Below are 20,864 nucleotides of genomic sequence, written 5' to 3' on the forward strand. Positions count from 1 at the left end.
TTTGCGTGACTGGTTAAAAAATCGATGAGATATTGGTCAGCCGCCCAAAGTGACTGAACGGGTGTTTAAACTTCTCGCTGCGGTGGTGCATAGCAAGTCTTCGACCGAGAAAGAGCGCATCTAAGAGTCAATCAATTATCAGTTTATGTAGCGGTGCGGGGTAGAGGAAAAACGCCGTTGGTCACCAAGAGAACGTCTGTTTTTTAGCGAGAAAAATCTTATGTGCCCACGCTTCCGACATCGGAATGGGACAATTGCGAGCAGAGCGAATGCGGCCGCTTAAAAGTTTCATTTTAAAAAAATGCACGGACGCGTTGCGCCGCTTGCCTGTTGAAAGTGTTGGAAGAGCGAGGGACAGCGCAGCAGAAGTAAAAGAGAGCTAACAATTTTCTATTGATTTTTGAGGTATAAATGGTGCCCACAAGCTAAAATTTGTCCGTTCTATCAGGACGCCATTGGTATAGTAATGACATCGCGTTGGTGCTCTCAGGGCCGTGAAGACATTTCATTGTTAAATTGTTAATCAACCAAGAACTGAGCAAGCATGCTTTCTGGATTAGAACTCACGATTTTGTTACTTGGCTCGGCCGTCCTGGGAGTCGTGGCTTTTCGCATGTTCCATTTGCCCCCGATGTTGGGCTACCTCACGGTTGGCATACTCATCGGTCCGCACGCTCTAGGGTTTGCCGATGACAATGAGACCACGCATACACTGGCGGAATTTGGCGTCGTGTTTTTGATGTTCTCGATTGGTTTGGAGTTTTCGTTATCCAAACTCTCGGCGATGCGAAAGATCGTGTTTGGACTTGGCATGGCGCAGGTCCTGCTGACCATCGGCGCGACCATGTTATTTGGTTGGATTGTCGCCTTCACTCTGCCGCAATTAACTAACATCAGCTGGCAGGCAGCCTTCGCGCTCGGCGCGGCGCTGACCATGTCATCCACCGCGATTGTGTCAAAACTTCTCACTGAACGGCTCGAACTGGAAACGGAACACGGTCGGCGCATTATCGGGGTCTTGCTGTTTCAGGATCTGGCACTGGTGCCGTTGTTGATCATCGTTCCCGCATTAGCAAAAAATTCCGGTGACCTGGCCGCAACGCTCGGATGGGCCAGCGCCAAAGCAGTCATCGTGCTCGTATTATTGCTATTCATTGGCCAAAAACTGATGCGCGGATGGTTCCAGATCGTTGTCAGACGGCGCTCGCAAGAATTGTTCATGCTCAACTTGCTGCTGATTACCCTGGGCGCGGCCTGGATCACAGAGCGTGCGGGTTTGTCGATGGCGTTGGGCGCTTTTATCGCAGGCATGCTGATCTCCGAGACCGAATACAAACATCAGGTAGAGGAAGATATCAAATCCTTCCGCGATGTCTTGCTCGGTCTGTTTTTTATCACCATCGGCATGTTGCTCAACGTGCGGCTGGTGATTGAACACTGGTGGCTGGTATTGCTATTACTGTCTGGCCCCGTGCTCCTTAAATTCGGCCTGATTGCAGCACTGGCAAAAGTGTTCGGCTCCAGCACTGGCGTCGCGCTGCGCACCGGACTGGCGTTGGCGCAGGCGGGAGAATTCGGTTTTGTGCTGCTGAGTCAGGCTGGGGGCTTGCATCTGATGGACCCGTTGCTAATCCAGTTAATCCTCGCTTCAATGGTCTTGTCGATGCTGGTCGCCCCGTTTATTCTCAACAAATCCGACGTCATCGTCATGAAGCTTTCCGCCAACGAATGGATGATGCAATCGCTGGCGCTGACCCAGTTGGCGACGCGCACCATGGCGACCAAAAAACACGTCATCATCGCCGGTTTCGGTCGCAGTGGGCAAAGTCTCGCAACCTTGCTGGAAGAAGAGGGCATCGGCTATCACGCGCTCGATCTCGATCCGGATCGGGTGATCGAAGCACGCGGTGCCGGTGCACAAGTGTCTTACGGCGATGCATCCCGCCGCGAAAGTCTGGTCGCTGCCGGTATTCATCGTGCCGCGGCACTCGTCATCACCTATGCCAGCACCCCATCAGCGTTGCGGGTGCTGCATCACGTGCATGAACTGGCACCCGAGTTACCCGTCATTGTGCGCAGTTACGACGATACGGATCTCGATAAGTTGCGCGCCGCCGGTGCCGCCGAAGTCGTGCCCGAGGCCTTGGAAGGCAGTTTGATGCTGGCCTCGCATGCGTTGGTGATGCTCGGTGTTCCCTTGCGGCGGGTGGTGCATCGGGTACAAGCCTCACGCGATGAACGCTACGCTTCACTGCGTGGTTATTTCCACGGCGTGGGTGACGCCAATGATATCGAAGATTATCTACAGGAAAGATTGCATTCCGTGACCTTGCTGGAAGGCGCGAAAGCAGTAGGGCGCTCATTAGCTGCACTCGATCTGGCTAGATTTGGCGCAGAAATCAGCAGCGTGCGCCGTGGCAAGGGGCGTCTAAGCATTACGCCGGAGACCGTTCTGCAAAGTGGCGACATCATCATTTTGCGCGGCGCAGCCGAAGGCATTGCCAAGGCCGAAGAGCGTCTGTTCACCGGATAACCGGACGCCGTTCTTGAAACAGTTGAATCCGTCGTCGATACTTCGTCGTATACACATCTTAACCAGGAATGCATGATTGAGAACGAATCGACAATATTACGGGGGTTTGGGCCATGGTTGTTTTGTCAAAAGTTGTACTCGTTTGCTGCGTGGTCGTGCTGGCGTTAGCCGCCACGGTGGCTTGTTCGCCGCTGACCGCCATCAACGCGCTCACCACCGACAGCACCTACAATAAAACCAGTAACGTGGTCTACGGACCGCAAGACCGCAATCAATTAGATATTTACACCCCTAAAAACTTGCATGCCGCGGCACCGGTGGTAGTGTTTTTTTATGGCGGTAGCTGGAGCAGCGGTGCGCGTGGCGATTACGCCTTCGTCGGAGAAGCGCTGGCTTCCCGCGGCATCGTCGCCGTCATCGCCGACTATCGGTTGTATCCCGAAGTCCGTTATCCCACTTTCCTTGAAGACGGCGCGCGCGCAGTCGCCTGGACCGTCAAAGACATCGCGAAATATGGCGGCGATCCCGAACGACTCTATGTAATGGGCCACAGCTCCGGAGCCTACAACGCCGCCATGATCGCGCTTGATCCGCGCTGGCTTGCAGAAGTTAATCTGACGCCAGCGGTGTTCCGAGGATGGATCGGGCTGGCCGGTCCCTACGATTTTCTGCCGATTGAAAATCGCGGCGTGCGACCGGTCTTTTTCTTCCCCAATTCACCGATTGATTCACAGCCGATCAACCACGTTTCCGCACTCGCGCCGCCGACCTTATTAATCGCCGCCAACAAGGATAATCTGGTCAATCCGGTCCGCAACACCGGTGGCCTGGCAGCAGCGCTGCGCACAGCCCATGTGCCGGTCACGGAAGATTATTTTGATCATGTGGGTCACGCTACGCTGGTCGGTGCCATCTCGCGTCCGCTGCGGGGTTTGGCACCGGTGTTGGACACGGTGGTTCGCTTCATTCAATCGGATGCCGGACGCAATGCCGCACCAACGACACCGCAACCGGAGAAGCAAAAAACGGTTGTTCTCAACAACGAATGAGTCGGCTAAATTCAACTGAGTTTCAACCGAGTTTCAACGCAATATCAACTGAATTCCATCCCTGAAACAAACCGTTTAGAAACAATCCGTCTAATTGCCCAATACGATATCTTCCGCGGCGGCCGAGCGGCTACCGGGGATCGGTCGATTGCCGATGCCGTGATAAGCAAAAACCACCGACTCCTTGATCGCCTGCGTATTATTTCTACCCGCCGCATGAAACAGGCCACTGTGAAAAAATACCACATCGCCCGCATTCAAATGCAACGCAATTCCCTGCGCAAACAGCGCCTGATTTTCTGCAACATCCGGCCGCAAAAAATCCACGCCATCCATTTGTGAAGGTTGAATGGTCAGGCGATGCGAGCCAGGGATAAGATGCAAGCCGCCGTTGTTTTCGTTTTCATCGTCCAGTGCCAACCACACAGAAATCAACGCATTCTGCGGAAATGACCAATAGCGGATATCCCGATGCCAGCCGGTCGCTGTGCCAAAGTCAGGGTGTTTCGTCATCACGCAATTATGATGCGCCAGCGTCAGGCACACTTGTTCACCCAACAGTTGCGCAAGCATCGCCACCAGTGACGGATCAACGGCCCAGTCCCGAAACAACCGGTGACGTTGATAAGCGTCACGCAAGCGCCGTGCAGTGCGGCCGCCGACGCTGTCCACCGAGGTGGGCGCACCGGCGTAGCCGACCTCGGCTTCGTACTCCAGCGGTGCCACGGCATCGTGCAAATGTTGATCGGTAACTGCGACCATTTCCGTACACTGCGTGGCTGGCACCAGTCGCGGAAGGATCAAATAACCATCTGTTTCAAATGCCGCAATCTGCGCCGCAGAAAGAGGAGGGGTGTTATTCATTACGACGTTCCTATGGTTGGAAAATGGCACACACGCAAATTATCGATAAGGTCAACAAAACAACAAAACAACAAAATAACCAAATAACGGAGTACAGCACCATTATCCTCTTGCGCGTGTGCAATTGCTTCTATTTTTCCAACAACGGAGCGAGATATTGGCCGGTCACGCTATTTGGATTTTTAGCCACCTCCTCAGGCGTGCCTGTGGCGATGATCAAGCCACCTCCCGCGCCGCCTTCAGGCCCCAGATCGACCAACCAATCCGCCGTTTTAATCACATCCAGATTGTGTTCGATAATCACCACAGTGTTGCCCTGATCGCGCAAACGATGAATCACTTTCAGCAATAAATCGATATCGTGGAAATGCAAACCGGTCGTCGGTTCATCCAGGATATACAGCGTCCGGCCGGTATCGCGCTTGGATAATTCCAGCGACAGTTTGACCCGCTGCGCCTCGCCACCGGAAAGTGTCGTCGCGCTTTGACCCAGACGGATATAACCCAGTCCCACATCCAGCAAGGTCTGCAATTTTCGCGCAATCACCGGCACCGGCTTAAAGAATTCATGCGCTTCTTCCACCGTCATCGCCAATACCTGCGTGATGTTTTTCCCCTTGTACTGCACCTCCAATGTCTCACGGTTATAACGCTTTCCGTGACAGACATCGCAAGGCACATATACGTCCGGCAAAAAGTGCATTTCAACTTTAATCACGCCATCGCCCTGGCACGCTTCGCAGCGTCCGCCTTTCACGTTGAACGAAAACCGGCCCGCGCTATAGCCGCGTTCCTTCGCCATCGGCACGCCAGAAAATAAATCGCGGATCGGCGTGAACAGACCCGTGTACGTGGCCGGATTTGAGCGCGGCGTGCGCCCGATTGGGGCCTGATCAACCGAAATCACTTTATCGAAATGTTCCAGCCCGCTGATCGATTCATGCGCCGCCGGTTCCGCCTGCGAACCATACAAATGGCGCGACGTCGCATGGTACAGCGTGTCATTCACCAGCGTCGATTTGCCCGAGCCAGAAACCCCCGTAACGCACGTCAACAAACCCACCGGCAGCCGCATCGTCACGTTTTTCAGATTGTTACCGGTCGCGCCCGAGATAATAAACTGGCGATCCGGATCAGCCTTCGTACGCTTCTTCGGCACCGCAATTTTCAGCGTCCCGTTCAGGTATTTAGCCGTCAGTGATTTTTTGCTTTTCAGAATTTCTGCCAGCGTTCCCTGCGCGATAATTTCACCGCCGTGCACACCCGCACCAAGTCCCATATCGACCACATAATCAGCGGTGCGAATCGCATCTTCATCATGCTCCACCACCAGCACGCTATTGCCGATATCACGCAAATGCCGCAGCGTTTCAATCAATCGGTCATTGTCACGTTGATGCAAACCAATCGACGGCTCATCCAGCACATACATCACACCAGTGAGGCCAGAACCGATTTGCGATGCCAGCCGAATCCGCTGTGCTTCGCCGCCAGACAGCGTATCCGCGCTGCGTTCCAGTGACAAATAATCCAGCCCCACGTTATTCAGAAACGTCAGCCGGGAAATAATTTCCTTGATAATCCGGTCCGCGATTTCCTTCTTCGCGCCGGTCAGTTTCAGCTTCTCAAAAAAGTGCAAAGTCTCGCGCAATGGCGTCGCGGCGACTTCATAAATAGCGCGTTCCTGCTTGCCGTTTCCAACCTTCACAAAGCGGGCTTCAATCCGCAGCCGTGCGCCGTGGCAGGACGGGCATTCTTTCTCATTGATAAACTTGGCAAGCTCTTCCTTCACCGCCATCGAATCGGTCTCGCGGTAACGTCGTTGCAGGTTATTCACCACGCCTTCAAACGTATGCTCCTTGATCACCGCTTTGCCACGCTCATTGATGTACGTGAACGGAATGGTTTCACGGCCCGAACCGTACAACACCACTTGAGCGGCTTTTTCCGGCAGTTTCTCAAATGGCGTATCCAGATCGAACGTGTAATGTTCGGCCAGATTTGACAGCATCTGAAAATAAAATTGATTGCGTCGATCCCACCCTTTCACCGCGCCACTGGCGAGTGAAAGATTAGGAAACGCGACGATCCGTTTAGGATCAAAAAATTCGATATGCCCCAAGCCATCGCATTCCGGGCACGCCCCCATCGGATTGTTAAACGAGAACAGCCGCGGCTCCAGTTCCTGCAGCGAATAGCCGCAAGTCGGACAGGCGAATTTGTTCGAAAACATATGCTCCACGCCGCCGTCCATTTCCAGCGCAATCGCGCGGCCTTCTGCCAACCGTAATGCCGTCTCAAAACTTTCCGCCAGCCGCTGCTTGATATCCTCTTTAACCTTCACCCGATCAATCACCACGTCGATGGTGTGCTTCTCGGTCTTCTTCAGTTTTGGCAAATCATCGACTTCATAGATTTTTGCCTTGTTCACACCGCTTTGAATGCGGAACCGCACAAACCCTTGCGCCTGCATGTTCTCAAACAGATCGACGTGTTCGCCCTTGCGGTTCGCCACCACCGGTGCCAGAATCATCAGTTTGGTCTCGTCCGGCATTGCCAGCACCGCATCCACCATCTGCGATACCGACTGTGCAGCTAACGGCTTCTCGGGATGATCCGGGCAATACGGCGTGCCCACCCGTGCGTATAGCAAGCGTAAATAATCGTGAATTTCTGTCACGGTGCCAACGGTAGAACGCGGATTGTGCGACGTCGCTTTCTGCTCAATCGCAATCGCAGGCGACAAACCCTCGATCAAATCGACATCCGGTTTTTCCATCAACTGCAAAAACTGGCGCGCATACGATGACAGCGATTCAACATAGCGGCGCTGACCTTCCGCATACAGCGTATCGAAAGCCAGCGAAGACTTGCCAGAACCGGACAAACCGGTGATCACAATCAACTTGTTGCGCGGCAAATCGAGATTGATATTTTTGAGGTTATGGGTACGTGCACCCCGGATGCGAATTTCTTCCATGAACAGCTTTCTACGTAATGTTTTTACGGTGATAGTTTATGTTGGCGTTGCAGCTTACCGGTTCTCAATGACCGCTTCATTGCCGTGCAAATTCGCGCGCAAATTCGTACCCATTCGTACACATTCGTACACATTCGCACTTATTCGCACAGGCAGACGCCAGAATTGTTTCCTAACTGTCAAGCAACGTGCGTCAAAGGGTCAACCTGTCATCATATCAGGGTACGGATTAACGGGTTTATTTCTCCAACGGAGGGTAAATCATGTCCGACAACGTGGCGGACGACAACCTGCCCTGAAGTGCAACAAGCGTCCATTTGCTGGGCTTCGCAGTGTGGCGACAATAAAAGACGGACCGCATGCCAGGCTACGGCTATTCAACCCGGGAAAAATCACGGATATCGAAATTGGGTCTTAATCAGGTCTTAATTAGGTCGTGATCGGGTCTTAATCCGGTCTTAATCCGGTCTTATTCGGGTCTTACTAAGCCAACACAACATTGCGGGAACGCTTGCGCGCTGTTCAATTCGGCAACCGTAACGCAATCACCATCAGAGGAGCAGCGATTGCCGACCTGATCCCTTCGGAGGTGTCACAGAAAACCGATGTTGCCGCAGGGGTGGCCCACATGCAGCGTATGATGGCATCATATCCGCCGATCATCGGAATCGACACCAAAGCGCTGATCGAGGAAGGGCGCCATTAACGCGATTTGTTCCAGATAATTCCATACCCATGCGCTGGCTCGTTCAACGAGGGTTCTCGCATTGAGAGAGGGGGCTGTCACTCGCCAAGCTGGACCAGGGGCTGTTCACGACAGGCGCAAAGGCCGCTGCAAAGCACGGTACAAAGCGCGGTACAAAGCACGGTAAAAAGGCCGGTGCAAATCGGATCACTACGAAACCTCAATAAACAAGACCGGAGAACAGTAACACTCCTCAATCAGCCCGCAGTTTCAGCGCAGCAGAGGACGGAACTTTGCGCGGCTCGGTCATCAATTCAGTGTACAACGCCACATACGATGAGGCCATTTGCTTCGCCGTAAATTGCGCCCAATAACGCTCCTCAGCGCGGCGGCCCATTTCGGCGGCAACTTCCGGATTGTCCCACAGCACCTGCATCGCATTGCGCAGCGCATCGACATCATTCGGCGGTACCACCAGCCCGGTTTCGTTGGAAAGATTAATGAAGGTGGTGGCCGTTCCCAGCTCGCAAGACAATAACGGCTTGCCGTACATTGCACCTTCCAGCAACGAAATACCAAACGCTTCAGAACGCAGATGCGACGGAAGAATAACGGCGTAAGACATTGTCAGCAGCGCGACTTTATCTTCCTCGGAAACCTGGCCCAAAAAGTGCACATTTTGCAGCCCAAGCTGCGCCACCTGCGCCTTCAGTTCCTCCTCCATCGGACCCGCGCCCACAATCACGATCGGGTAATTGGTGCCTTGCGCCGCGGCCAGCAAAATATGCAAACCTTTGTACTGCCGCAGAACGCCGATAAATAAAAAAAACTTTTCACCAAGGCGTTCCCGCCAATATTGCTGCAGTGCTGGCAGCGGCGCAGGATAGCTAGTTTTATCCAGCCCAATCGGAATCACGCTGACCTTGTCCGCGTAGCGCGTCAGCACAGCGCTGCTGCTCAGGTAGCTCGGCGAGGTCGCCACAATCCGGTCCACGCTCGACAAAAACATGCGCTTCAACGGACGATAGATTTTCAGTAATTTTTGTTGCCGGATGATATCCGAATGGTAAGTCACCACCGTCGGCTTGTGCGCCCGCGTCGCAAAATGCACCAGATCCATGAACGGCCAGGGGAAGTGAAAGTGAATCACATCCGCTTTTTTCGCCAGCTGCGCAAATTGCCAAAAAGCCGACGCAGAAAAACCGGAAGACGCAATCTCGATATTCAGTTTGGCGCGATATAACGAATGCCCATCCATGGCCATCGGGCTAACGCCAGGGTTAGCACTCAACGACAGCACATCGGTCTGCACCCCCAGCTTGCTGGTGCCTCTGGCCAGCTGCGCAATCACCTGTTCGACGCCGCCCATTGAACTCGGGAAAGAGGTTTTGTAGAAATGGAGTACACGCATCGATCAAGGACAATCACAAAAAACATACATTGCGGGTAGCGCGAGAAACGCGCGGTGGAGCGGATATGAAAAATGCCCATATTGGGCAATTTGATAACGCTAAACAGATGAGCTGTTGGCGCAAAGTGTACGCTACAAAAGTTCCTGACTTTGGAAATATATTAAATAGTTCTTGACAGACATATTTTTGTAGTTTTTATTTCACGCAGGAAAATGTCAAAAAAATCATGAATGTTAAATAATTAACAACTAAATACGCCGCAAAATCACTGTTTTGGCCGTAATTGTTAAAAAAACACTATTTAATTTACAAAAAGAATTGTTGTAATTCACCATCGTTGTGACGCCAGTCACATTTACATTCCGGCAATTCGGTGAACATCCTGTCGCAGAACGGTGATTTTTATAGCGTTTTAAAAAACCGTTTTAAGAATTGCTACGACGCAATGTATCCCTTTATTAATGCTCATTCTAGGAAGTCCAAATGGCTTACACAGCTCAAATCGAACAACTGTATATCACCTTCTTCAATCGTCCAGCCGATGTTGATGGCTTGAACTATTGGAACGCCCAGGTAACAGCAGCAAACGGCAATCTATCTGCTGTTTCAAACGCTTTCAGCCTGTCACCAGAATACACATCGTTGTTCAGCGGCATGTCCGCAAGCCAAACCGTCAACACGATCTACATGAACTTGTTCGGTCGTCCTGCAGAAATCACTGGTCTGACATATTGGGCTAACCAGTTGCAAACCGGCGCGTTGAACGTTTCAACCATCGCTAACGCCATTACTTCCGGCGCGCAAGGCACTGATGCAAGCACAGTCAGCAACAAAGTACTGGCATCAACTGCATTCACTACTGGCCTGAACACTTCTGCTTCAATCATTGGTTATGAAGTCGCTGGCAACCTGGCAATTCCTGCTGTTAAAGCATGGTTGGCAACAGTTAGTTCAGATCCATTGACATTGGCAGCTGCTACTACTGCAACGCCTGCTCTGATCACTTCAGTATCTGCTGCAAGCGCACCAGTCCTGAAGACTTTCACGTTGACTACAGGTCTGGACACTGGCTCTGCTTTCACAAGCACAGTTGCTGGCACAACCTTCAACGCTGGCCTGGTCAACAACAGCAACACTTTCCAGTCAGGTGATTCACTGATCGGTACAGGGACTGGTAACGTATTGAACGCTGTGGTGGGTAATTCAGCTTCGTTCGCTATCCTTGCTTCGACCAGTGGCATTCAGACTGCACAGTTTCAAGCACAAGCTAATGCTGTTGACAGCGGTTCTAACAACTTGTCGGGAGCTGGCATCGCCGTTCAAGTCGACGCGCAACGTATGTCAGATGTCACTACCTGGATCGATAACGCCAGCCGTGCCAGCCTGAACATCGAAAGCATTCAGTTAGCATCAGCCGCTGCTGTGACTAGTTCGCTGACTTTCGTAATGCGCGACACTAACCCAGCCAGCACGGTTGTTAATACTGGTGTAGTCAATGGTGCCCAAGTTTCCTCCACCACTACTACCCAAGGTGCTAGCTTTGGTGCGTATCTTGACCCAGAATCGTTGCGTAAAGGTGCTACTGTAACAAACGGTCCAGTGACTATCGAAGTCGGTAGCACATTGTCGGTTGCGCAGGGACGGGCTACAGCGACACCGCTGATCAATATGCCTTACACCGCTTTCTCTTTCTATGACAACGGCGTACTGGTTACCATTCCTTTGACCGTTCTGACGAACGCAACATTGGTCGCTGACAATGCAGCAATGCAAGCTGCCGGTGGTGGTACACAAGCGCAAATGCAAAAGCTGGTTCTAGACGCTGTTGCAGCGTACAACGTAACTAACAATACTACATACACTGTCGCAACCAACGTTGTAGCCTTTAGTTCAAGCAGCGTTCCAACCGGCATCACCACTGCGAATCCTAGCGGCACTATCACTGCGATTAACGGCACAACTGGCTACTCTTACACCGACAGTGCCGGTGCAGCTCAAACTACCAACACGTACACAATTTCGGCAGCTGGTCATACATTGACTCCGGGTTCATGGATTGCTGCAAACGGCCTGCCAACCAGCAACGCTTTTGAAGCATCGCAGGCAGTGACGACTTCCTCAACATCCGCATTGATCGCAACCAATGTAGTTCTGGATCACGTTGGTCTGAGCGCAGCCCTGCAAGATACCGTCTACAACGGCGCAACTGGTAGTGCTGGTGGCGATCTGATCATTGGTAGCATGGCAACCAGCGGTGGTGTGCAAGAGTTTGACATCTCCGTGCAAAATGGTAGCTGGTTGAATAGCATTTCTTCAACCAACAACACGCTGCAACTGGTTAACATTACCAGCAGCACAGTGGCTAGCCCAATCACTACATCAATGACCACCTACACAGGTGCGACTTCGGCGAACCAATACCTGGAAGTTGGCGCAGCTTATCAATTGAATGCCACTAACGGTGCCAACCTGACTGGCTGGCAAACGCATGGCTTGTTGGTTAACACCAACGGCCTGACAGACGTTCAAACTGTCAACGCTAGCACCTACGGTGGTAGCCTGATGATCGGTGAAACCATCGATGCTGCAGCGATTACTAAATATCTGGCTAACTCGTATGCCATGGTCAATTTCTCGACCACATTGGGCAACAATCAATACGGCGTTACGGTTCCTGCTGCTGATGCTTCTTACGCTACAAACGTGGTTGGCACGGCGACTCCAGGCAATGTGAATTCGGCAACTCCATTGACCGCATCGTTTAATTCGGTCAATTTGGCGATTGATTCGACTGTTGCTTCAAGCGGCAACGCAACTTTCAACGTTACAGGCGGAACAGGTAACGACTACGTCAATCTGACCGTTTTTAGCGGAGCTGCTGTCGCTCTCGGCGGCGCAAACACCGTAGCGGCCGGAATAGATAGCTGGATTGCTAACCAAGCTGCATTGAACAACATTACTGTTAACGTCAATGGCGGTAATAATATTGTTTCGTTCAACGGTTCAGGTAAAGCAGCTATCCTCGGTGGTTCGGGTAACGATACTTACTATGTTGACAATACTGGTACTAAAGCAGTTTGGGTAACTAATGCTAACGTCCCAACTCCGATTCAAACTGTAGCTGGTGTAACAGCGATTCATAACAGCGACCTGATCACTTGGGGTACTACCGGCTCAAGCCAGACTGAAATTGTTGGTGGATTGACTCTGACCGGAACAGGTACTGCTACTCAATTTGCACAAGCTGCTGTAAACGGTGTAACTACTGGTCCGATCACTGTTTCCGGAACTGCTACCGCTACTTTTGTTGCAACTTCTGCACAAATTACAGCAGGTACAACGGTTGTAACAGACATCACAGCAGGTGCAGGCGCTGCGTTGGCCGTTAGCGGCACAGCAGCCCCAACAATAACAACTGTAATCACACCAACTGTACTGGGCGTGAATGCTGTTCAGGCTGTGACTTGGCAAGGTTTTGGTCTTGGCACTAGCGTAAATTCTGCACAAACTATCAATGGTATAACGGTTACTGATACTCTTGCTACTGGTCAGAGCTTCACAGCTGTTCAAGTTGCTCAAGTCGCAGCTGGAGCGACTGTAACCGGACTGTCACAAACGGTTGCCGCTGGTAATCCTTGGACAATGGCTAACGTTGTTACTAATGGCGCTGCTACAGCTGTGGATACGTTCACATCGACAACATTTGCGCCAGTGGCAGTGTCTGCTGCAGGCCAAAATGCCTCAGTAGTAGTTAATCCTGCTACGGGTGTATATGCTACTGCTGCTGTTATTGGCGCAGGCGCATCAATCGCAGCTCGCACCTACATCGGTTCTTCTGAAGTAGTAACGGTTTCTTTCAATGGTTACAGCGACACCGTAAGCATTGGCGCTGCCGGTTCTACTTCATTCACCAATACTGATGTGAACAATGCGATCGTCACAGCGATTAACGGCGATGCAGTAATGAGCAAGATGCTGAATGCAACTCTCGGTTCAGCAAATTCGACCATCATCCTTAATGCATTAGTTGATGGCGTGTCAGCTGCACCAACGATCGCCTTTACAAGTCAAGCAACCGGTACGTTGTTCCATACTGGTACTGCATTGACTACAACTGCATTTACGTACTCAACCATAACCGCAGCAGCTGACCTGGCCTCCCTGGCATTGCAGGGCACGTCAACCGCAGCAGCAACATCAGTTACTACTACTGTTCTGGGTACTAGTACAACTGTGAATACTCCTCTGGTAGGATCAACCAGCGCTGGACTCAACACCAGTTCTGTAACTGATACTGGCAGCGGTGCTTCTGGTGGTACAGGCGTTGCAGCATCTGCTAACGTGATTGACTTGAGCTCGAATGTACTCGTTCGTAACGTTGTCAATCTTTCGGGAACAGGCACTGACGTTATCATCAACGGTGTAATTGGTACTGCTGGTGACGTATTGAATGTTGCAAACGGTTCAGGGTTAGTGTTGCTTGGTAATAACCTGAACGCTAGTACCGATACATTCCTTATCAAAATGGGTCTGGGCGGAACTGTAATGGGATCACATACTGTTGCTCCTATCGCAAGCAGCTCAGTCGCAGGAACGTTGTCGATGACTGACACTAATGGTGTTATCGCGTTTTCACCGGCAACAGGATCAACTGGTCCAACGGCAACTGGCGCTACATTGGCAAACTCGATACTGGCTTTGTTGGTTGCTGATACAGCGGCTGGTGGCGTTGCAGTTAAGGGCGCAAATATCAACAGTGAATATTCATTTTTCACAACAGCACCTGTTGCTGCTAACGCTACAACTGGCGCGCTGGCTGTTGCTGGTGCAACCTACTTGTTCCATACCGACACAGCAATCGCCGGTACTGTAACTGGTTCGTGGGTCCAATTGACTGGCGTCGCAACTGGCGTTGGTTCAGCTGCTGGTTTGGTTCACATTGCTTAATAAGCGATAGCGAAAACCCTCCACTCCGGTGGGGGGACTGCGCTACAAAGACCCCGCTGCTCTCAAGGCAGTGGGGTTTTTTTAATAACAGATTCAAGGAAAAATACGACATGCCACACATCAAAATAGACGACAAAGAATACGACCTGGATAACCTTTCGGACGAAGCCAAAGCACATGTAGGCAGCCTGCATTTTGTGGACACCGAAATCGCACGCCTGCAAGCCAGTATTGCGGTCTTTCAGACTGCAAAAGTGGGATATCTGTCGGCACTTGTGCCGCATTTGAAAGAGACCACTGCCGAAGCCCAAAAGCATTAAGTCTATAGCTCTGGCTGCAGCGGGACGGCGGCATCGTCGCTGCTGCAGACTGCTTGCATGGATTCCTCGTTTAAGTGAGACAGAACCATGGTCGCCGCGCAGGCGCTAGTTCATTTCGCATGGCGTCAGCAACGTGACGATTCTCCATAATTTGCCGTTATGCTCTATACTTATTGCGTCCCGGAAAAAAACGGGAACTGGTTTAGCAGCCTGATTAAATACAGAGCACTTACGGCGCAATGCCGTTTTGTGCTTCTGCCTTCGTTCGTCCTTAAGGGGCGGCGGTGGCGGGGAAGCCTTCGGGCTTGCTGGATTTTGCTGTATTTGCCAGTCTGCTAACCCTGCTATTTGCTGCCCACCCTACTGCGTAGTGGTGAGCGCTTCAACCGCAAAAAAAGGAACGCACAATGCTGAGTACCATCTTGCCTGTCCTGTCTCGTTTTATCCTTAGTTCACCACGCACTCCCCGCAGCATGCAAGCCAGTCTGGCGGCGCAATCATGAGCAAACCGCGCAGCACGCCACCGGCGTCGAGCCAATCGTCCGCATCAGCAGCACAAGAATCTATAGAATCGCCGGAGTCACTCCATCAGGCATTTACATGGCTGCCATCGACACATAAACATGATGCGACTGCACAGTTTTTTGAAATGACCAAAGACGTTTGCCAGGGTGTTGAAACGTGTATTGATCTGGTGCATTTCAGCACCATGGACCGGGACAGCGACACCACGCCGGTGCTCAATATTGCTGACACTGAACGCTTGCTGCGGCTGGCCTTGACCTCATCAAAAATGCTGGGACAAATGGCCGCCTGCAATATCGACTTGCTCGGCGTTACTTCATCCAAGCGGGCTGAATAACAACTGCACTGACAGTGTTAAGCGTGGGTCACGGAGCTTTATCTGGTTGACCGGCTTCACCGCATTATTGAAGATGGGAAGCTGGTTGTCCGTGAGGCGCTTTTGGCGGCAAAACGGGAGAACACCGCTGATGCGGAGTTTCCCGCTTTTTTTAACTTTTTTGCTCCGACGCAGGGCGCAAGGCGTGAGAGCGTCGGAGAATTTTGGTGTCACCCAAAGTCGGTTGTACTTTTAACCCGTCATGCGGTCGTATCAATTATTAATTCACTAAGTACGAACGCACCAACGCACCAACGCACGAACGCACCAATGCACCAATGCACCAATGCACCAATGCACCAATGCACCAATGCACCAACCTCAATCAACATCTCACCGCTTAGATCGGCCTCGCTCTGCCATGACAGACACTACACCAGCGGCGTTCATTGCCGCCGAACGTTTTGAGCAAGCACTGCAAACGGCAAATAGCCATTTTCATGCAGCACGCTTTGATGCTTGCCTGACGACGTGCCAACAGATCATTGCGGCGTATGAACACCATCCGGATGCCTTGCTGCGCGTGGGCGAGTTGTTGTTGTCGTTCGGTTTTTTGTCTGCCGCCCGTGCCTGTTTTAAGGACGCCTGCCAGCGTTCTCCCGCCGATGTGCGGCCCGTGGTGAATCTGGCGAATCTGGCGCGGGAAGCCGGGGACCACGCCGAATGCCGCCGTCTGACGACCGCGCTGCTGGCGCATCTGCCTGATCATCCTGTGATTCGTCGCAACGCTTTGGCCAGTCTGGAATATGACGCGGCAGTGTCTGCGGCAGAACGGCTGGCGCACGCTACCGCATGGGGAGAATGGGCGGTGGCCAAAGCTGGTGGGTTGCGGGCGCGTCCGGATTTGTCAGCGCTGGAATCTGAGGCGTCGTCGCAAGGCAGGCCGTTGCGGGTGGGTTATATCTCTGCCGATTTTTGTCAGCATACGGTGGGGCTGTTTGTCAAAGATGTGTTGGCGGCGCACCGGCCAGAAAACGTGCAGGCCTTTGCTTACCACGCAGGACGCGGCAACGACTGGGTCACGAGTGCGATTCGCACGGCGTGTAGTTGGCGCGATGCGGCAGCGCTGGACGATATCGCGTTGGCGGCGTTGATCCGGGCAGATGCAATCGATGTGTTGGTGGATCTTTCCGGTCATACGGGCGGCTCGCGCCTGACGGTGTTTGCGCACCGCGCGGCACCGGTGCAGGTGAGTTGGCTCGGCTATTTTGCCACCACCGGTCTGGCCGTGACCGATGCGGTGTTGCTGGACGAGTGGCATGCACCAGCAGGCACCGAAGCGCAGTTCGTGGAGCCGATTGTGCGTTTGCCGGGCGGGCGCTTTTGTTATGTGCCGGTGCCGTTTGCGCCGCCGTTGGTGGCGCCGTTGCCGTGTCTGGCGAACGGCTACATTACCTTTGGCTGCTTCAATAACACGGCCAAACTCAACGCTGGCGTCTACGCTCTGTGGGCGAAGTTGTTGCATGCGGTGCCAACGGCGCGCCTGGTCCTGAAGTGGCGCACGTTTCATGATGCGGCGCTGTGCCAGTCGGTGCGTGCCATCTTCGCCGCGCATGGGATTGCGCCAGAGCGCATCGATTTGCGCGTGGCTTCTTTTCATGCCGATATGTTGACCGAGTACGCCGACATCGATATCGCTCTGGACCCGTTTCCGTTTTCCGGCGGCCTCACCAGTTGCGAGGCGCTGTGGTCAGGCGTGCCGGTGGTGACGTGGCCGCAAAGTCAGGTGGTGAGTCGCCAGACCTTTGCGTTTCTCTCGGCCATTGGTTTGCCTGAACTGGCTGCACAGGGGCCGGACGGTGCAGACGAATATTTGCGCATTGCGGTGGCGCTGGCGGAAGACCGGCCCCGCCTGCAAGCGTTGCGCGAAGGGCTGCGTGAGCGCATGCGACGCTCGCGCCTGTGTGACGTGACGGCGTTCACCCGGACTTTGGAGCAGACGTTGCTGTCGCTGGCGCAGAAATTTGTTGTTCGCTCGCTGTAAGCTTTGGCGTCAACGCCGTTGTAAGTTCTGCCGTCAATTCGCTATCAGCCCGGCCGTCAGAACACATGATATTGCGTGACAAAAACTTGCCGGTGCAGGCGGCGGATGGACGCCGGAGCTAGGTTAAATAATGCTTAAAGTGTATAATCAATACAGATAATCATTCGTTATTTTTCGCGAAGGAAATACTTTGCAAGGTGCTGAAAAAGTGTCGAACAAGGTTTTTTCAGCAGGGTCGGTGTGGTGCATTGACAGCCAGAGGCGCGTCAAAAAACCATGACGCCGTGACCATGCTCTGATGTCTACCAGCCAGCCGCCAGCAGTGGTGAATAGCAACACAACGATTCCACCACAAACAAAGCACCATGCTCAAATCAAAAATAGTACCGATCATTTTATGTGGTGGCAACGGCACACGACTGTGGCCGCTGTCGCGCAAAGCGTTCCCAAAACAGTTTGTGCCGTTAATTGACAACAAAAGTCTGGTGCAGCTCACCTTTGAACGGATGTTGTTTTTGTCAGACAGTGTGATGACGGTTGCGGCCGAGGAGCATCGCTTTTTGGTGCAAGAGGCGAGTGAAGCGGCCAAGGTGTCAGCACGGCATATTCTGGAACCAGTCGGGCGCAACACCGCGCCTGCGATGGCGGTCGCGGCACTGAACGCTGAACCCGATGATTTGCTGTTGTTTGCCCCGGCTGACCACCATATCCCTGATGGTCTGGCGTTTGCCGAGACCGTTAAACGCGGTGTTGCCGCAGCAGAGGCCGGTGACATTGTGACCTTTGGCATTCTGCCAACCTTCCCAAGCACCGCTTACGGTTATATCGCGCAGGGCAGTGCCTGCGAGGATGGTACTTCCTTTGACGTGCAGAATTTCAAGGAAAAGCCGGATGCGGAGACCGCGCAACGTTTGTTGCTGCAGGGCGGCCATTTGTGGAACGCCGGGATCTTTCTGATCAAGGCCAGCGTGTTACTGAAAGCGCTCGCAGAATTTGCCCCGGATATTCTTGACAGCTGCGAACAGGCGACCGCGAAACAAGGCATTGATGGCGCATTCATCCGCCTCGACGCTGCCGCATTTACCGCTTGTCGTGCTGACAGTATCGACTACGCGGTATTGGAAAAAAGCAAATCGGTGGTGGTGGTGCCGTACACCGGTCAATGGAGTGATGTCGGAAGCTGGAACGCGGTGGCCGCATTGAACACCGCGGACGAAGCGGGCAATCGTAACTATGGCCTTGGGCATGTGCTGCAGTCGACCAATACGTTTGTGCATGCGCCGCATCGGTTGGTGGTGGCGTTGGGCACCAGCGATCTCATCATCATTGATACGCCGGATGCGGTTATGGTGATTGCCGCCAGCCACGCAGAAAAAGTGAAAGAAGTGGTGACCTATCTGGAACAGCAGGCGATCCCACAGGCCACCCAGCACCGCCGCACCGGGCGTCCCTGGGGTGCGTATGACAGTGTGGATAGCGGCGAACGTTTTCAGGTGAAGCGCATCACGGTAAAACCCGGCGCGCAGCTGTCGCTACAAATGCACTACCATCGGGCGGAGCATTGGATTGTGGTGAAGGGGACTGCTAAAGTCACGCGGGGCGACGAGACTTTTTTGCTGACCGAAAACCAATCAACCTATATCCCTCTGGGCACGACCCATCGCCTGGAAAACCCGGGCAAAACGCCGTTGGAGCTGATCGAAGTGCAGAGCGGTAGTTATCTGGGAGAGGACGACATTGTCCGCTTTGAAGATACGTACGGACGCATTCCGCAGGTTGTGACGCTTTAATTTGAGGATCGGCAGACGGGGGCAGCAGGCACGATTGTTGGCTTTCATGCTGTTCCCCGTTTGATTATTTTTGTTCATTATCTTAGTTTAATCATCCTGGTCCGTTACGTTGCGGCTACCGGTTTGGCCTTCACCTCGCCGCCTCACCGCCAGCAGCCCGCGAGGTGCAACATTGAGCATCCTTTAGCATCATTTAGCATCATGTCCACGAAGCCAGTTTCTTCCAAAGTGTCCGACGTCCAGCTGGCGATTAACGCGGTTGCGTTGCTGTCGCCGCTGACTGGTATCGGTCAATACACTTATCATCTCATTAGCGAGTTGCACCAGTTGCTGCCGCGACCGCCCCATCTGTTTTATGCCACCTCGTGGTCGCAGGAGTTGCGAACCACGCCGCTGCCGCATCTCGATGCCTTTAAACGCTTAGCCAAGCGTTTCCTTCCCAGAGCCCGGCTTTTGTCACGGCTAGTCCAGCAAAGTCATTTTTCGCGTGGTATCAAGGAACGCGGGATTGAGCTGTATCACGAGCCAAATTTTCTGGCATTCCGCTATCGCGGGCCTTCGGTGGTGACTGTGCACGATCTGTCGTGGGTGCGCCATCCCGAAACCCATCCGCCGGAACGGGTGCGGGCGTTGCAGACGATGCTGCCCAAAGTGTTGGCCAAGGCTGACCATATTCTGGTGGATTCGGAATTTGTGCGGGGCGAAGTGATGACGCATTACGGCATTTCCGGGGACCGCGTCAGTGCGGTTCTGCTGGGCGTTAAACCGGAATTTCGACCTGCCAGCGCGTTGTTATGCGATGCGGTCCTGACGCCTTTGCAGCTGACCTACGGACGCTATATTCTGGCAGTGGGAACGCTGGAACCACGGAAAAATCTGTCCAGCGTGTTGCAGGCGTTTGCGCTGTTGCCGGAAGCAGTGCGGCGGCATTACCCGCTGGTCATTGCGGGCGGAAAAGGGTGGGGAATGGCGCAATTTACTGCCGATGTGCGGCAGATGATTGAACGCGGGGAGGTGCGATTAACCGGTTATGTGGCGCAGGATGATTTGCCGCTGTTGTATGCCGGTGCGCGTATGTTGGTGTATCCGTCGTTGTATGAGGGCTTCGGCCTGCCGCCGCTTGAGGCGATGGCGAGCGGTGTGCCGGTGATCTCGTCGAACCGGGCGTCCATGCCTGAAGTGATTGGCACTGCGGGGGTTTTGCTGGAGCCGCTGGACGTCAACGCTATTTCAATCCAGATGCAACAGTTGATTGAGGATGTGGCCTACCATCAACGCTTATCGGTAGCGGGCCGCGCCCGGTCACTGGAATTCACCTGGCGTCAATGCGCGCTTGATACACTGGCTGTGTATCAAAAAGTATTGGCGTAAGGTGTTGGCGTAATCTGCGCTGAGTATA

Annotated in this window: 12 protein-coding genes; 9 read left to right on the forward strand and 3 right to left on the reverse strand. The window is 53.1% G+C overall.

From position 1 onward, the window contains the following. Window positions 1-544: 544 nt before the first annotated feature. Window positions 545-2,533 (forward strand): monovalent cation:proton antiporter family protein, encoded by a 1,989-nt coding sequence (locus JQN73_RS10235; protein WP_205322915.1) that lies wholly within the window; start codon window positions 545-547, stop codon window positions 2,531-2,533. A 113-nt stretch (window positions 2,534-2,646) separates the two neighbouring features. Further along, window positions 2,647-3,582, forward strand: coding sequence for an alpha/beta hydrolase (locus JQN73_RS10240; protein ID WP_205322916.1), 936 nt, complete (start codon window positions 2,647-2,649; stop codon window positions 3,580-3,582). Window positions 3,583-3,672: 90 nt separating this feature from the next. Here the strand turns inward: JQN73_RS10240 and JQN73_RS10245 are convergent, their stop codons facing one another. Together JQN73_RS10245 and uvrA are read right to left on the reverse strand one after the other, a co-directional pair. Next, window positions 3,673-4,446 carry a phytanoyl-CoA dioxygenase family protein gene (locus tag JQN73_RS10245; RefSeq protein WP_205322917.1) on the reverse strand — a complete coding sequence of 258 codons (774 nt, stop codon included), beginning with the start codon at window positions 4,444-4,446 and terminating at the stop codon, window positions 3,673-3,675. Window positions 4,447-4,576: 130 nt separating this feature from the next. Further along, window positions 4,577-7,426 carry an excinuclease ABC subunit UvrA gene (uvrA, locus tag JQN73_RS10250; RefSeq protein WP_205322918.1) on the reverse strand — a complete coding sequence of 950 codons (2,850 nt, stop codon included), beginning with the start codon at window positions 7,424-7,426 and terminating at the stop codon, window positions 4,577-4,579. Between the two features lie 511 nt (window positions 7,427-7,937). Here uvrA and JQN73_RS10255 point away from each other — a divergent pair. After that, window positions 7,938-8,132, forward strand: a complete 195-nt coding sequence (locus tag JQN73_RS10255) for a prevent-host-death protein (RefSeq protein WP_205322919.1) — start codon at window positions 7,938-7,940, stop codon at window positions 8,130-8,132. A gap of 232 nt (window positions 8,133-8,364) precedes the next feature. On the opposite strand, the gene JQN73_RS10260 is transcribed toward JQN73_RS10255, so the two are convergent. Further along, window positions 8,365-9,522, reverse strand: a complete 1,158-nt coding sequence (locus JQN73_RS10260) for a glycosyltransferase family 4 protein (RefSeq protein WP_205322920.1) — start codon at window positions 9,520-9,522, stop codon at window positions 8,365-8,367. Between the two features lie 484 nt (window positions 9,523-10,006). Here JQN73_RS10260 and JQN73_RS10265 point away from each other — a divergent pair, with 484 nt between their 5' ends. The 6 genes from JQN73_RS10265 (at window position 10,007) to JQN73_RS10290 (ending at window position 20,836) form a co-directional block, all read left to right on the forward strand. Beyond that, window positions 10,007-14,470, forward strand: coding sequence for a DUF4214 domain-containing protein (locus JQN73_RS10265; protein WP_205322921.1), 4,464 nt, complete (start codon window positions 10,007-10,009; stop codon window positions 14,468-14,470). 110 nt (window positions 14,471-14,580) lie between these two features. Continuing rightward, window positions 14,581-14,790 (forward strand): DUF6447 family protein, encoded by a 210-nt coding sequence (locus JQN73_RS10270; protein WP_205322922.1) that lies wholly within the window; start codon window positions 14,581-14,583, stop codon window positions 14,788-14,790. Between the two features lie 499 nt (window positions 14,791-15,289). Then, entirely contained in the window at window positions 15,290-15,652 is a 363-nt protein-coding gene (locus tag JQN73_RS10275; protein ID WP_205322923.1) for a hypothetical protein, read from the forward strand. A 400-nt stretch (window positions 15,653-16,052) separates the two neighbouring features. Next, entirely contained in the window at window positions 16,053-17,675 is a 1,623-nt protein-coding gene (locus JQN73_RS10280; protein WP_205322924.1) for a glycosyltransferase, read from the forward strand. A 365-nt stretch (window positions 17,676-18,040) separates the two neighbouring features. After that, on the forward strand, window positions 18,041-19,465 hold the full coding sequence (locus tag JQN73_RS10285) for a mannose-1-phosphate guanylyltransferase/mannose-6-phosphate isomerase (RefSeq protein ID WP_205322925.1): 1,425 nt from the start codon (window positions 18,041-18,043) through the stop codon (window positions 19,463-19,465). A 201-nt stretch (window positions 19,466-19,666) separates the two neighbouring features. After that, window positions 19,667-20,836, forward strand: coding sequence for a glycosyltransferase family 1 protein (locus tag JQN73_RS10290; RefSeq protein WP_205322926.1), 1,170 nt, complete (start codon window positions 19,667-19,669; stop codon window positions 20,834-20,836). The last annotated feature ends 28 nt before the right edge of the window (window positions 20,837-20,864 follow it).

The sequence above is a fragment of the Glaciimonas sp. PAMC28666 genome (assembly GCF_016917355.1).
Taxonomy (GTDB): domain Bacteria; phylum Pseudomonadota; class Gammaproteobacteria; order Burkholderiales; family Burkholderiaceae_D; genus Glaciimonas.